Origin of the sequence: Achromobacter xylosoxidans (genome assembly GCF_014490035.1) — a bacterium.
Taxonomy (GTDB): Bacteria; Pseudomonadota; Gammaproteobacteria; order Burkholderiales; family Burkholderiaceae_B; genus Achromobacter; species Achromobacter bronchisepticus_A.
The window spans coordinates 3,578,312-3,592,351 of the sequence record NZ_CP061008.1 but is presented as its reverse complement, the minus strand read 5'-3'; the positions used below and the strand labels follow the sequence as shown (position 1 = coordinate 3,592,351).

Here is a 14,040-nt window from a genome sequence, read left to right as displayed (position 1 = left end):
TCAGTGGCTGGCGGCGGCATTGCGGGCCAGCGCGGCCTCGCGGATGCCCATCAAGGTTTCGCCCGGCGAAATGCCGTTGGCGTCGTAGCGGATTTCCAGCAGGGCCGGCATGTTCTCGCGTTCGGCAAAGGCCAGCGCGCGCTCGAAGGCGGGGCCGAAGCTCGCCGTGTCTTCCACGGCCTCGCCGTAGCCGCCGTAGCCGCGGATGATTTGGGTAAAGTCCGGGTTCTCGAAGGACAGCGCAATCGGGCGCGCCGGAAACTCGCGTTCCTGGTGCGCGCGGATGGTGCCCCAGATGCCGTTGTTGAACACCAGCACCACCACGCCCAGACGGTATTGCAGCGCCACGCCCAGTTCCTGCATGTTCATCTGGAAGCAGCCGTCGCCGGCATAGCAGACCACCGTGCGCTTGCGGTCCTCCAGCTTGGCCGAGATCGCAGCCGGCAGGCCGTAGCCCATGGAGCCCACGGTAGGCGTGAGGCTGGTGCCGGGGCCGGCATAGCGGCGATAGCGGTGGGGATACAGCGCATAGTTGCCCGCGCCCACGGTGATGCAGGCGTCGGCCGGCACGTGCGCGTCGACGTAGGCGGCTGCCTGGTCCAGGCTCATGGGCCCGGGCGAGGGCAGCGGCTTCAGACTGTCGACCAGTTCCTGGTGCGCGGCGCGCACCGCCTCGCCGCGCGCCGTCTTGTGGCCGGGGACCAGGCCCGCCACGCTGGCGGCGAAGCTGGCTACGTCCGCCACGATGGCCTGGGTCGGCGAGAACACGCGACCCAGTTCGGCGGCATCCGGATACACATGGATCAGCTGCTGGCGCGGCAGCGGGCTTTCGATGACGGTATAGCCTTCGGTCGTGGCCTCGCCCATGCGCGTGCCCACGGCCAGCACCAGATCGGCGTCGCGCAGGCGCTGGCGCAGTTGCGGCGTCATGGCCCAGCCGACGTGGCCGGCCGCGTTGGGGTGGCGCTGGTCGAAGCATTCCAGGCGGCGCCAGGCCGTGCCTACCGGCAGCTCGAAGCGCTCGGCGAAGCCGGCGATCTGGTCGATGGCGGTCTGGTGCCAGCCGTTGCCGCCCAGCAGCAGGAAGGGACGTTCGGCGGCATCCAGCAATTGGGTCATGCGGGTCAGGTCGGCGGCGCCGGGGTGGCTGTGCACGCGCGGGTAGCGCGGCAGGTCGGCCACGCGGGCGCGGCCCCACAGGGTGTCTTCGGGCAAGGCCAGCACCACGGGGCCGGGACGGCCGCTGGTGGCCACGGCGAAGGCGCGCGAGATGTACTCGGGGATGCGGTCGGTGCGGTCGATCTGCGCCACCCATTTGGCCATCTGGCCGAACATGCGGCGGTAGTCGATCTCCTGGAAGGCTTCGCGCTCCATGAAGTCGTTGCCCACCTGGCCCACGAACAGGATCATCGGGGTGGAGTCCTGGAAGGCGGTATGCACGCCGATGCTGGCGTTGGTGGCGCCCGGGCCGCGCGTGACGAAGCAGATGCCGGGTTCGCCGGTCAGCTTGCCGTAGGCCTCGGCCATGTAGGCCGCGCCGCTTTCCTGGCGGCAGACGATGGCTTCGATGGCATCGGTGTGGTCATTCAGCGCGTCGATGCAGGGCAGATAGCTTTCGCCAGGAATCATGAACACGCGGCGCGCGCCATGGATGCGCAACTGCTGCATCAGGATCTGACCGCCATTGCGTTCGGGAATTGCTGCTGACGTCATGCGGAGTCTCCTTGTTGCGGGACGGCCTGCGCGCGGCGCTCGGCGGCCCATCGTTCGAATTGGTGATGGCGCGCCAACAGGCGGCGCGCGGTGTTGTAGACAGGCGGATCGATGCGCTCGGCGTCGTGGCGGCCGGCGCGCTGGGCTTCATAGCGGGCGACGCAATCGTGGGCTGCCATGACCTCGTCCGGGGCGGGCGTGAAGACGGCGTGGATCAGCTTGACCTGGTCGGCCACGGTGGCGCACTTGGACTTCAGGCCCATGCGGCGGGCCCAGCGCACGTCGGCTTCCAGCGCCGGCATGTCGCGGTAGTTGAACGGGCAGTCGATCGGCAGGCAGCCTGCCGCCGTGCAGTCCAGCAGGAAGCGGGCGCGCAGGTGATGCAGCTCGATGCCGTCCTTGCCGCGTTCGGCGCCCAGGCTGGCGGTGAGGTCCTCGGCGGCCAGCAGGCAGGCGGAGACGCGCGGGCTGGCGGTCAGGATGTCATAGGCGCGGTGCACGCCCAGCGCCGACTCCAGCGTGGGCACGATCTCGGTGCTGCCGGCGGGCAGGCCCAGTTCGGCCTCCAGCGCGGTGATCGCCTGGTCCAGCGCGGCGATCTGCGCCGCGCTTTCGGCGTGCGGCAGGAACACCGCGTCCGGCGCGCCAGGCATCACGCCGCGCAGGTCCGCCAGGCCGTCGTCCTCAAGCTTGTTGATGCGCACCGCGGCCACCACGCCCAGGGCGCGGCAGCGGCCGAACAGTTCGGCGATGATGGGGCGCGCGGCCGGCCGGTCCGCCGGGGCGGTGAACTCTTCCAGGTCCGCGACCAGCGCATCGGCGCCGCTGGCCAGGCCGTCGGCCTGGGCGTTGGCGTCGAGTCCGGGCACGAACATCCAGCTGCGGCGCAGGAAGGGGGGACGGCGGGAGGGGGTGATAGGGGTCATTGCACGTGCCTCGGCAGGAACAGCACCAGTTCAGGTACGAAAGTCAGCAGCAGCATGACCGCGGTCATGGCCAGCATCATCCAGGACAGCGGGCGCAGGGTCTGCATCATGTTGATGCCGCCGATCTTGCACGCGGCCATCAGGTCGACCCCGACCGGCGGTGTGTTGGCGCCAATGGCCATGTTGATCGACAGCAGGATGCCGAAGTGCACGGGATCGATGTTGTAGTGCGCCAGCACCGGCATCACGACCGGAGCCACGATGATGATGACCGGAATCGCTTCCATGAAGGTGCCCAGGAGCAGCAGCACCACGGTCAGCACCAGCAGCACGGCGGTCTTGCTGTCGGTCCATTCGACCAGCAGCGTGGACAGCGCCTGCGGCACCTGCTCGGCCACCAGCACCCAGGCGAACAGGCCCGACGCGCCGATGATCAGCAGGATGGACGCGCTGCTTTCACCGGTGGACTTCAGGTTGTCCCACAGCGACTTCAGGCTCAGCGTGCGGTACCAGAAAAAGCCGATCAGCAGGGCGTAGATAATGGCGCTGGACGCGGCCTCGGTGGCGGTGAAGATGCCGAAGCGGATGCCGCCGATGATCAGCACCGGCACCATCAGCGCGGGCAGCGCGTCGACGGCGGCGGCGCGCAGCTCGGTCCAGCTGAACGGCTGGCCCCCGGCCCAGTTGTGCTTGCGCGATTGCCAGATCGCCACGCCGATCAGCGACAGCCCCAGCAGGATGCCGGGGATGATGCCGGCCACGAACAGCTTGCCCACCGAGGTGTCGGTGATGGTGCCGTAGACGATCAGCACGATGCTGGGCGGAATGATGGTGGAGGTGGCGCCGGCGCTGCCGACCAGGGCGCAGGAAAAGCCCTTATCGTAGCCGCTGCGGGCCATGGCGGGCAGCAGCAGGCTGCCGATGGCGACCACGTCGGCCACGCCCGAACCCGATAGCGCGCCGAACATCAGGCAGGCCAGCACGGCCACCACCGCCAGGCCGCCCTTGATGTCGCCGACGATGGCGGCGCACAGGCGCACGATGCGCTGCGTCAGGCCGGCGCCGTTCATCAGCTGCGCGGCCAGGATGAAGAGCGGAATCGCCAGCAGCGTGAAGCTGTCCAGCCCCACCACGTACTGCTGCGCCGCCACCATCATGGGCGCGGAGTCGAAGACCGCCAGATAGGCCAGGCAGGACAACACCAGGCCGAAAGCGATGGGCATGTCGATCAGCACCGTGATCGTGAACACGCCCATCAGGAAGAGAGCACCCGTAGACATCTGGTTATTCCTTTGCAGCGGCGGGAGCGGGCGAGAACAGTTGCGCCAGGTGCACCACGATGGTGATGGCGCAGGCGAAAGGCAGCGCCAGGTAGACGGCGCCGGCGGACACGTCCAGCGCGGGCAGGGTCTGGTCCATGGTCAGCTCGGCCAGCTGCCAGCCGGCGTAGCCCAACGCCGCCAGGCCGACGATGATGAGGGTCTGGTTGATGCGTTCGAAGACGTTCAGGATGCGGGGATTGCGCACCACGAACGGCAGCAGCCCGGCCATCAGGTGCGAACGCTCGAAGCTGCAGACGACGCCGCCGATGAAGGCCGACCACACCAGCACCAGCCGCGGCAGTTCCTCGGCCCAGTGCGGCGTGGTATGGGTGACGAAGCGGGCGAACACCACGTAGGAGATCAGGATCGCCAGCAAGGCCACCGCCAGGGCGGCGAAGGCCTTGCTGATGCCCGACAGGATCGCGGACAGTCGGTTGAGCATTACTTGGCCTCGCGGTACTTCTGCACCAGCGCCATCAGCTCGGGGCCGTAGGTGACCGAGTAGGTCTTCCAGACCGGCTCCACCGTGGCGGCGAAGGCAGCCTTATCGACCTCGTTGACCTGCATGCCCTTTTCCTTCAGCTGGGCGATGTACTGCTGGTCGCCGTCGGTAATCATCTGGCGCTGGGCGTCGCGCCACTTGTCGGCGGCCGCCTGCACGATCTTCTTGTCCTCGGCCGAGAGACGGTTCCAGACCGGCTTGGAAATGATCAGGTTGGCCGGACCCCAGACGTGGCCGGTCAGCGACAGGTACTTCTGCACCTCGAAGAAGGACGAGGTGTAGATGATGGACAGCGGGTTCTCCTGGGCGTCGAACACCTTCTGCTGCAGGGCCGAATACAGTTCGCCGAAGGCCAGCGGCGCGGGGTTGGCGCCCAGCGCGGTAAAGGTGTCCAGGCGCATTTTGTCGGGCGTGACGCGGGTCTTCAGGCCGGCCAGGTCGGCGGGCTTGGCCACCGCGCCGCGGTTGTTGGTGACGTGGCGAAAGCCGTTTTCCCACCACGAGATGATGGTCAGGTTCTTCTTGTCGGCCAGCTTGGCCAGGGCCTCGCCGAGTTCGCCGTCGAAGGCCTTGTAGGCCTGCTGCGAAGTCGACCAGGTATAGGGCAGCTCGACCACGCCGAACTTGGGTTCGATGGGCTGCAGCGAGCCCGAGCCGATGATGGCCGCGCCCTGGCTGCCGATCTGCAGGCCTTCCAGCATGGTCTTTTCATTGCCCAGCTGGCCGCTGGGGAACAACACGAAATTGACGCGGCCGGCGGTCTTTTCCTTGACCTCGGCGGCGAAGCCTTCGGCGGCCTTGTTCCAGCTATGGCTGGGCGCCAGCACGTGGCCGAGCTTGATGTCCAGGGCATGGGCAGACAGCGGCGCGAGGCCGGCGAGGGCGAGCAGGGCGGCGGCCAGCAGGGCCGGTTTCTTTTGAGGAGCGGTGGTCATGGCGGAACTCCGGGAGCAGGGTGGGATGGGTAGGGTCAGTAGGATTGGGCGCGCATCGAAGCGGGCCGTCCGGGCAGGGCGATGCGGGTGCCGGTGTCGCTCAGGCCGTGGTCGTCCACGGCGAGAACCTGCATTTCGGCATCCAGGAAATTGCCGACGTAGAGGTAGCGGCTGTCGGGGCTGAAGGCCACGCCCTCGGGCAGCGCGCCGACCTCGATGGCGCCGGCGCGGGTCACGGACTGGCCGTCGATGCGCAGCAAAATAATCTGTCCGCGCGGGTGGTGGAACCAGGCGCTGGACGGGTTGTTCGAACCTTGCACGATGGCGACCGCGGCATGGCGTCCGTCGGGACTGATGGCGATGCCTTCCGGGCCGTCCTCGACCATGAGGCGGTCGATCACGCGGGGCGGATCGGCGCGCAGGTCCACCACGCTGACCGAATCCGCATGGCCGTCCGACGCGGTCGGGCTGCCCATGTCCACCACCAGCGCCAGCGCGCCGTCGGGCGACACCACCAGGTTGAACGGCACCAGGCCGGTGGTCAGGTCTTCGGCGGGATCGTGGGTCACGAGGGGCGCCGCGCCGCTCTCGTCGATACGCAGCACCCCCAGGCGATGGGTGTCGGTCTTGACCACGAAGGCGCGGCGGCCGTCGGCGGAAAATGACACGGCCACGACAGGGGTGCCTACGTCCACTTCGCCGCAGACCTCGGCGCGCTTGTCCGCAATGCGCAGCACCGACACGGAACGGCCGGCCTTGTTGGCCACCAGCGCCAGCGTGCCGGCGCGGTTGATCGACAGGCCGGAAGGCTGCAGCCCTATCTCCAGCCGCTGCACGATGGCGGGCGGATTGGCTTGCAGGTCGATCACATACAGGCCGCGGCCCGGTTCGGGCTGCCAGCCCGCGCCGTCGGCGCGCGCGCGCCAGTCCATGGAGTCCGCGATCAGGCCCAGGCGCTGGTCCGGCGTGACCGCCAGGTTGACCGGCGGGCCGAACAGCGAATTCGGCAGCGGCAAGGTGGCGACCAGTTCGGGCACGGCGGGATTCGCGCCGGCATCGTAGACGCACAGGCTGTCGTTGCCGGGGGCCAGGAAACGGATCTGGCCGTCGTCCCAGGTGACCTTTTGGTCGTTGCCGACCAGCAGCAGGTGGCGTTCGCCTTGCGGGTTCATGCCGCGAGCTCCTGCGCCTGCGGCACCGCCAGGGTGGCGCCGATGAGCTGCCGCGTGTACGGGTGGACCGGCTCGAAATATACCTGGCTGGCAGGGCCGCGTTCGACCACGCGGCCGCCTTGCAGCACCACGATTTCGTCGGCGATGTGTTGCACCACGGCCAGGTTGTGGCTGATGAATAGATAGCCCAGGCCGCGTTCGCGTTGCAGCTCCATCAAGAGGTTCAGGATTTGCGCCTGCACCGACACGTCCAGCGCCGAAGTGGGTTCGTCGCAGATCAGCAGCTGCGGCTCCAGCATCAGGGCGCGCGCGATGGCCACGCGCTGGCGCTGGCCGCCGGACAGCTCGCGCGGATAGCGCGCGGCGAAGGCCGGCACCAGGCCCACGGCATCCATCATGCGGCGCACCGCGGCGGCCTGCGAGGCTGCATTGCCGATGCCATGCGTGCGCAGCGGCGCCGTCAGGATTTCGTTGATGGTGCGGCGCGGGTTGAGCGAGGAATACGGATCCTGGAACACCATCTGGATGCGGCGGGCGCGGGCGCGGGCCGGCATCGCGGCCAGCGGCTTGCCGTCCAGCAGCGCCTGGCCTTGCGTGGGCGCCAACAGGCCCAGCATCAGCTTGGCGATGGTGGACTTGCCGCTGCCGGATTCGCCAACGAGGCCGATGGTCTGGCCGGCGGGCACGTGCAGGTCGATGTCATGCAGGATGCGCGGCGCGGGCCGGCGCGAGAACAGGCCGGCGCGGCCGTACTGGAAACACAGCGCGTTCAGGCTGATGCTGGCGGAAGAGACGGTCGGGCTGCTCATGCCGTGGCTCCTAGGCGCAGGGCGCCGGGTTTGATGCACAGGCAGCGGTGTCCGCCCTGCACGCGCGCGGGAAAGGGCTGGGCGCAGCGGGCTTCCGCCGCCGGGCAGCGTTCGCGGAAGGCGCAGCCGCGGATGGCGGTGTCCAGCGAGGGCACGGCGCCGGCGATGGTGGGCAGGTCGGCGCGCGGCGCGGTGCGCCCGGGCTGGGGGATGCAGTTCAGCAGCATCGCGGTATAGGGATGGCTGGGTTGTTCCAGCACCTCGCGCACGCTGCCGCCTTCGACGATGTCGCCCGCGTACATGACGATGACGTGGTCGGCGATGCGCGCCACCAGGCCCATGTCGTGGGAGATGAACACCAGCCCCAGGCCGAACTCGGCCTGGATGTCGCGCAACAGGTCCAGCAACTCGGCCTGCACGGTGACGTCCAGCGCGGTGGTGGGCTCGTCGGCGATCAACAGCTCGGGGCCGCACATGAGCGCCATCGCGATCATCACGCGCTGGCGCAGTCCGCCCGAGAGTTCAAAGGGATACTGCCGCATGCGGTCGCGGGGATTGGCGATGCCGACGCGGCGCAGCAGGTATTCGGCGCGCTCCTCGGCCGCGCGGCGGCTGACGCGCTTGTGCCGGCGCAGCACGTCGACCAGCTGGGTGCCGATGGGGAACACCGGGTTCAGCGAGGTCATCGGATCCTGGAAGATCATGGCGATGCGCGCGCCGCGCAGCTGCCCGAGTTCAGCGGGCGTGAGCGCGCTCAAGTCCTGGCCCGCGAATTCCAGCTTGGCGACGCGGCGCCGCGCGGCCGCCGGCAGCAGGTCCAGCAGGGCCAGCGCGGTCAGCGATTTGCCGCAGCCCGATTCGCCCACGATGCACAGCGTCTTGCCGCGCTCCAGGCTGAAGTCCACCGCGCGTACCACGTGCTTGACGTGGGTCGGCGTCTGGATGTCGATGTGCAGGTCCTGGACCCGCAGCAAGGGATGGCTGGTATCGGTCATGGCATCAGCCCTTCTTCATTTGCACGGCGCGCAGCGATTCGCCGGCGCGGTTCACGCACAGCACCAGCACGAACAGCACGACGCTGGGAATCACCACAAGAGAGGGCTGGAACAGCATGTTTTCCTTGCCTTCGGCGATCATCAGGCCCAATGACGGCATCGGCGCCGGCACGCCCAGGCCCAGGAACGACAGCGACGCTTCCAGCGTGATCGCCATGGCGGCGTCCACGGTGCCGATGATGAGCAGGTTGCCCACCAGGTTGGGCAGGATGTCGCGCCAGATGATCTGCAGGTGGGTGCAGCCCTGCAGGCGCGAGGCCGTGACGAACTCGGCGTTGCGCAGGCCGGCCGCCATGGTGCGGGCCACCAGCGCATAGCGTTCCCACAGCAGCAGGCCCAGCACCAGCACCACCACGGTGAGCGAGGCGCCCACCACCGACACCACGGCCAGCGCCACCAGGATGATGGGCAGCGCCAGGCGCGCGGTGATCAGGAAGGAGACGATGCGGTCCACGGCGCCGCCGAAGTAGCCGGCGGCCACGCCCAGCGTGGTGCCGATCAGCCCGCCCATCAGCGCGACCGACAGGCCGATCAACGCCGACACGCGCACGCCGTACAGCGCGCGCGCCAGCACGTCGCGCCCTAGCTGGTCGGTGCCGAGGATGTGGTTCCAGCTGCCGTCTTCGCCCCAGACGGGCTCTTGCAGGCGCGCCAGCAGGTCTTGGGTGTACGGGTCGTGCGGCACCAGGTAGGGACCGAGCAGGCCGGCCAGCACCAGCAGCGCCAGCACGGCCAGGCCAAGGTTGCGGCCCAGGCGGGCCGCGCGTGCGCCGCGCGAGCGGACGGGAAGGGGGGAGGCGATGACGCTGCTCATGATGAAACTCGCACGCGGGGGTCGAGCCAACCGTTGATCAGGTCGGCGACCAGGGTCAGGACGATGTAGATCAGGGCGAAGATCAGGATCAGCGCCTGCATCGTGGGAAAGTCGCCGCGCAGGATCGAGGTCCAGGCCAGGAGGCCCGCGCCGTTGATGGCGAACACGGTCTCGATGACGACGGAACCGGCCAGCAGCGTGCCCATCTGGGCCGCGGCCAGCGATACCAGCGGCCGCAAGGCGTTGCGCAGCGCGTACTTGAGCACCACGCTGGCGCCGCCCAGGCCCATGGCGCGCGCGGTGCGGATGTAGTCGGTGGCCAGCACGGTTTCCATCTCGGACTTCATCAGCCGCAGCATCGCCGGCATGGCGAACAGCCCCAGCGCGGTCACCGGCATCACGTAGTGCTTCCAGCTGTCGAAGCCCGAGGCCGGCAGCCATTGGTTGCGCACGCTGAAAAGGATGATGAGCAGGAAGGCCAGGCAGAACGGCGGCATGGCCTGGGCGCAAGCCGACAGCAGCATGGTGGCGCGGTCGATCAGCGAGCCCCGGCGCAAACCGGCCGCCACGCCCAGCGGTATCGCCAGCAGCAGCGCGAACAGCATGGCGGCCAGGCCCAGCTTGGCGGTGGCGGGGAAATGCTGGGTCAGCAGTTCGGCCACCGGGCGGCTGAAGTACAGGCTGTCGCCGAAGTCGCCGCGGGCGACGCCGGCCAGCCAGCGGCCGTACTGCACCAGGATGGGATCGTTGAAGCCATGCAGCTGGGCCAGGCGGGCGGCGTCGGCGGCGCTGCCTTCCCCGGCCAGGCGCGCGGCCGGATTGCCGGACGCGAACACCAGCGAGAAGCTGATCAGCGAGACGAACACCACCAGCAGCGCGGACACCACCAGGCGGCGAAACAGGAATGCAATCATGGGGCTTACCTATGACGGAGTGCGCCGCAGCGGCCGGCGTTCCCGCCCGCTCGGGCTGGGGAACGCAGCCGCGCCGGCGGGGCCGGTCAGTTCCAGCGGGCCTTGTAGAAACGCGGGAACTCGTCGCCGTCGACCGAGAAATTCAGGTCCTTGGACTGCACGGCGTTGAGCGAGTGGTTCCACAGCGGCACCCAGTAGGCCTGTTCGGCCACGATCTTCTGGGCGGCGGCGTAGTTCTTGGCGCGCAACTCGCGGTCCACGGAGGTGTCGGCGGTTTCCAGGTACTTGATGACTTCCGGATTGCGCGCCTGGTCGTCCGGGCCGCCGCGGAAGAAGTTGCTGGTCGACAGCGCCGCGTCGGCGATGCCGTAGGAACCCCAGTTGGACGACAGCATGGCGATCTTGCCTTCGCGCCAGTTGGTCATGGCGGTGCCGTATTGCTGCTCGACCAGGTTCAGCTTGATGCCGGCCTGCGCCATCTGCGCGGCGGCGGCGTCCAGGATGGCGCGCGGCGGGGCCGAGATCACCAGGTCCAGGGTCACGCCGTTGGGGTAGCCGGCCTGGGCCAGCAGCTGCTTGGCGCGGGCCGGGTCGAACTTGTAGGACTGCACGTCGGCGGCGCAACCGAACTGCGCCGGGTTGCAGGCCGCGTTGATCACCTTGGAGGCGCCGCCGACCAGGGCTTTGCGGATGGCTTCGCGGTCGATGGCGTAATTGATGGCCTGGCGCACTTCCTGCTTGGCCAGCGGCGACTTGCCGTCGTCCGCGCGCGGGTTCAGCGAGATATAGCTGATGCGCATGATGCTGCTGCTCTTGACCGTGACGGCCGGCTGCTTTTCCATGCGCTTGGCCACGTCCGGCGGCACGCGCCAGATCCAGTCCAGGCCGCCGGACAGCATCTCGGCGTATTGGGTGTTGGCGTCCGGCAGCACGCGCACCACCAGCTTCTGCACGGCGGGCTTGGGGCCGAAGTAGTCCTCGAAGCGCTCGTACACGTAGCGGCTGCCGGACTGGCTTTCCACCAGGCGGTAGGGACCGGTGCCGATGGGCTTGGCGCCCATGTCGGACTGGTTGGCCTCGTAGTACTTGCGCGGATAGATCGGCAGGTTCTCCGACAGCATCTCCAGCGCCAGCGGGTAGGGCGTCTTCATCTTGATGCGGACCGTGTCGTCGGAAGCCTTCTCCGCCTTGGCAATCCAGGCGACCTGATTCTGGAAGCGTGCCTTGTAGCCTTCGGAGGACACCAGGTTCAGCGTGTACAGCACGTCGTCGATGGTCAGCAACGAGCCGTCATGGAACTTCACGTCCTTGCGGATCGGCAGTTCGATGGTGGTGTCGTCCACGAACTTGTAGCCGGTGGCGATGGCCGGGCCGAATTCGCCCGTGTCCTGGTTTTTCTGCAGCAGACCCGAGAAGACCATGCGCGCCAGCGCCAGGCCGGGACGGTCCGATTCCTTGTAGGCGTCCAGCGTGGCGGGCGCCGCGTCGAAGGCGATGTTGAGGGAGTTGTCAGCCTTGTTGGCCTGGGCGGCATGGGCGCCAAGCGCCAATAGCGCCGCGCTCAAAAGCTTCACGGTACGGGTCAGCTGCATGTTTTCACCTTGATGTGTTTTAGGTATGGGACTTACGGGTACTGAGGGTGCTGCGGAACTGCTGTTTGCGTATCGGCGGGCAAGCCGCTCCCCTTGCCGCAGGCGGCGCGTTCTGCGCCGGCGGTGCTTGCACGGGTCGGTAGGGAAAGGGGCCTGGGTGTCAGGCCGGGATTCAGGCGTTCATCAAATCATCGGATCCCAGCGCTGCCGAAGTCTTCCCGCAGGCGGGCCAGGATGCCGACCAGATGGTCGTGCATGGCGTGGCGCGCGCGGATGGGATCGCGGTCGGAAATGGCCGCGAGGATGCGTTCGTGTTCCTGCTGGGCTTCGCTCCACACCTTGGTGGTCACGAAGTGCTCTTCAAGACGGTTGAATACCGGGCTGAGCGTGCTCAGGTGCCAGATATGGGAAATTGCTGCCGCCAGCGCTGCGTTGCCGCAGGCGGCGCCGATCGCGCTGTGGAAGGCGCGGTCGTGCACGCTGGGGGATTCGGTCAGGGACATGCCTTCGTGCGCCGCGCGGATCGCCGCGATCTGGGCCGGCGATGCCTTCTGTGCCGCCAGGGCCGCGCACTCGGGTTCCAGCAGCAGGCGGGTTTCCAGCAGGTCGAAGGGGCCGATGTCGGTCGCTTCGACGCCGTTGGCGGCTGCCGGCGCTTGTTGCGGCGACTGGTACTGGCCGTCTTCGCGCGCCTGGTTCACGAATACGCCCGTGCCTACCCGGACCTCCACATAACCTTCGATTTCCAGCGCGATCAGCGCTTCGCGCACCGAGGCGCGGCTGACCTGCAACTGCTCGGCCAGTTCACGCTCGGCCGGCAGCCGCCCGCCCGCGGGGAAGTCGCCCGCCTTGATGCGCGCGGCGATCTGGTCGGCAATCATGCGGTAGAGGCGGGTGGAGGCGACGGCCTGGAGAGAGGTCATTGTTGCGTTCGGGTGGATGGTCGGGATGTAGAGGGTAATGGGTCTGCCCGGGCTTGTCTTGCATGGCGCCCCCGGGGAATCTCCGGGAGGGTCTGGATATCTGGTGGCCCAGTGGTCAGGCCACTGGACGAAATGTACCGGAGGCGCTCCGGCTTGTGAACCGGGCTTTTCCATTTTTAGGGAAAACCACTAGCGCGGCATTTGCGCCGCGCCAGCGGGTTTGCGGCCGGCGTCCGCGGCGGGACGCCGGCGCGGTGCGCGATCAGGCGGCAGCCAGTCCGCCGAAGAAGCGCGCGGCGTTCGACTCCAGGCCTTCGATGTAGTAGCCGCCTTCCTGCACGATCAGGGTGGGCAGCGCAAGGCCGCCGACTTCCCGGCCCAGGCGTTCAAAGCCGTTTTCGCTGACCGCGACCATGGCCTGAGGGTCCTTCTCGAAGATGTCGAAGCCCAGCGACAGCACCAGGGCGTCGGGTTGGAACAGTTCGATGGCGCGGCGCGCCTGGGCCAGCTTGTCGAAGAACACCGATTCCGGAGACCCATGCGGCATGGGCAGGTTGATGTTGTAGCCGTAGCCCGCGCCGGCGCCGCGCTCGTCTTCGTAGCCGGCGACGACAGGGTAGAAGTTCTCGGGATCGCCGTGGATGGACACGTACAGCACGTCGCTGCGCTCGTAGAAGATCTCCTGGATGCCCTGGCCGTGGTGCATGTCGGTGTCCAGGATCGCCACGCGCGGAAAGCGCGAGGTCAGGCGCTGTGCGGCGATGGCGGCATTGTTCAGGTAGCAGAAGCCGCCGGCCGCGTCGCGCCGGGCATGGTGGCCGGGCGGGCGGCAGATGGCGTAGGCGTGGCGCTCGCCCGCCAACAGCGCATCGGCGCCGGCGATGGCGCATTGCGCCGACCAGTAGGCCGAGTGCCAGGTGTGCTGGCCGACCGGGCAGCTGCCGTCGGCCAGGTAGCGCGCGGCCTGGGCCAGCACGCCGCGCAGGGCGTTGGGTTCGCGCACGAAGACGTTGGAGACGACCTCGTCGCCCCAATCGTCGGGCAGTTGCTTCCAGGCGGCGTGCGCTCCTTGCAGAAAGCGCAGGTAGTCCAGCGTGTGCACCGCCGAAATCGCGCCCGCGCCCTGGTCGGGCGGCGCCTGCACCTCAAAGCCCAGTTTGCGCGCGGCCTCGGCCAACGCGTCCAGGCGCGAGGGCACTTCCTGGGGCGTGCGCATCTTGCCGCGCGAGAAATAGGTCTGCGGATGGTGCAGTTTCTGGTCGTCGTGAAAGTATGCCTTCATGCGGGATGACACCTGGTTGCGGGTTGACGCCACGCCGGCCGGGGCTGTCGTCTCCCGGGCAGGCGGCCAAGACGACGTTAT

The 14,040-nt window shown here is 68.3% G+C and carries 13 protein-coding genes; all 13 read right to left on the bottom strand.

Translation table 11 applies throughout. The features are described 5' to 3' along the window. On the bottom strand, positions 1-1,713 hold the full coding sequence (locus tag IAG39_RS16745; RefSeq protein ID WP_059379742.1) for a thiamine pyrophosphate-binding protein: 1,713 nt from the start codon (positions 1,711-1,713) through the stop codon (positions 1-3). Next, positions 1,710-2,639 (bottom strand): HpcH/HpaI aldolase/citrate lyase family protein, encoded by a 930-nt coding sequence (locus IAG39_RS16740; RefSeq protein WP_118932000.1) that lies wholly within the window; start codon positions 2,637-2,639, stop codon positions 1,710-1,712. The genes IAG39_RS16745 and IAG39_RS16740 overlap by 4 nt, the downstream gene beginning before the upstream one ends. Next, positions 2,636-3,919, bottom strand: a complete 1,284-nt coding sequence (locus tag IAG39_RS16735) for a TRAP transporter large permease (protein ID WP_059379744.1) — start codon at positions 3,917-3,919, stop codon at positions 2,636-2,638. The genes IAG39_RS16740 and IAG39_RS16735 overlap by 4 nt, the downstream gene beginning before the upstream one ends. Before the next feature lie 4 nt (positions 3,920-3,923). After that, positions 3,924-4,403, bottom strand: a complete 480-nt coding sequence (locus tag IAG39_RS16730) for a TRAP transporter small permease (RefSeq protein WP_059379745.1) — start codon at positions 4,401-4,403, stop codon at positions 3,924-3,926. Continuing rightward, positions 4,403-5,398, bottom strand: a complete 996-nt coding sequence (locus IAG39_RS16725) for a DctP family TRAP transporter solute-binding subunit (RefSeq protein WP_059379746.1) — start codon at positions 5,396-5,398, stop codon at positions 4,403-4,405. Before IAG39_RS16725 ends, IAG39_RS16730 begins: the two co-directional genes overlap by 1 nt. Positions 5,399-5,433: 35 nt before the next feature. Further along, positions 5,434-6,570 carry a YncE family protein gene (locus tag IAG39_RS16720; RefSeq protein WP_118932001.1) on the bottom strand — a complete coding sequence of 379 codons (1,137 nt, stop codon included), beginning with the start codon at positions 6,568-6,570 and terminating at the stop codon, positions 5,434-5,436. Next, positions 6,567-7,379, bottom strand: a complete 813-nt coding sequence (locus IAG39_RS16715; protein WP_118932002.1) for an ATP-binding cassette domain-containing protein — start codon at positions 7,377-7,379, stop codon at positions 6,567-6,569. The genes IAG39_RS16720 and IAG39_RS16715 overlap by 4 nt, the downstream gene beginning before the upstream one ends. Then, on the bottom strand, positions 7,376-8,374 hold the full coding sequence (locus IAG39_RS16710; RefSeq protein ID WP_059379749.1) for an ABC transporter ATP-binding protein: 999 nt from the start codon (positions 8,372-8,374) through the stop codon (positions 7,376-7,378). Before IAG39_RS16710 ends, IAG39_RS16715 begins: the two co-directional genes overlap by 4 nt. 4 nt (positions 8,375-8,378) lie before the next feature. Continuing rightward, positions 8,379-9,248 (bottom strand): ABC transporter permease, encoded by an 870-nt coding sequence (locus IAG39_RS16705; protein ID WP_059379750.1) that lies wholly within the window; start codon positions 9,246-9,248, stop codon positions 8,379-8,381. Further along, positions 9,245-10,162 (bottom strand): ABC transporter permease, encoded by a 918-nt coding sequence (locus IAG39_RS16700; RefSeq protein ID WP_059379751.1) that lies wholly within the window; start codon positions 10,160-10,162, stop codon positions 9,245-9,247. Before IAG39_RS16700 ends, IAG39_RS16705 begins: the two co-directional genes overlap by 4 nt. Positions 10,163-10,248: 86 nt before the next feature. Then, entirely contained in the window at positions 10,249-11,754 is a 1,506-nt protein-coding gene (locus tag IAG39_RS16695; protein ID WP_118932003.1) for an ABC transporter substrate-binding protein, read from the bottom strand. Positions 11,755-11,942: 188 nt separating this feature from the next. After that, complete coding sequence (locus tag IAG39_RS16690) at positions 11,943-12,677, bottom strand: FadR/GntR family transcriptional regulator (RefSeq protein ID WP_059379752.1); 735 nt, start codon at positions 12,675-12,677, stop codon at positions 11,943-11,945. Positions 12,678-12,939: 262 nt separating this feature from the next. After that, a complete protein-coding gene (locus IAG39_RS16685) occupies positions 12,940-13,959 on the bottom strand; it encodes a histone deacetylase family protein (RefSeq protein WP_059379753.1) in 1,020 nt (339 codons plus the stop codon). Positions 13,960-14,040: the final 81 nt, after the last annotated feature.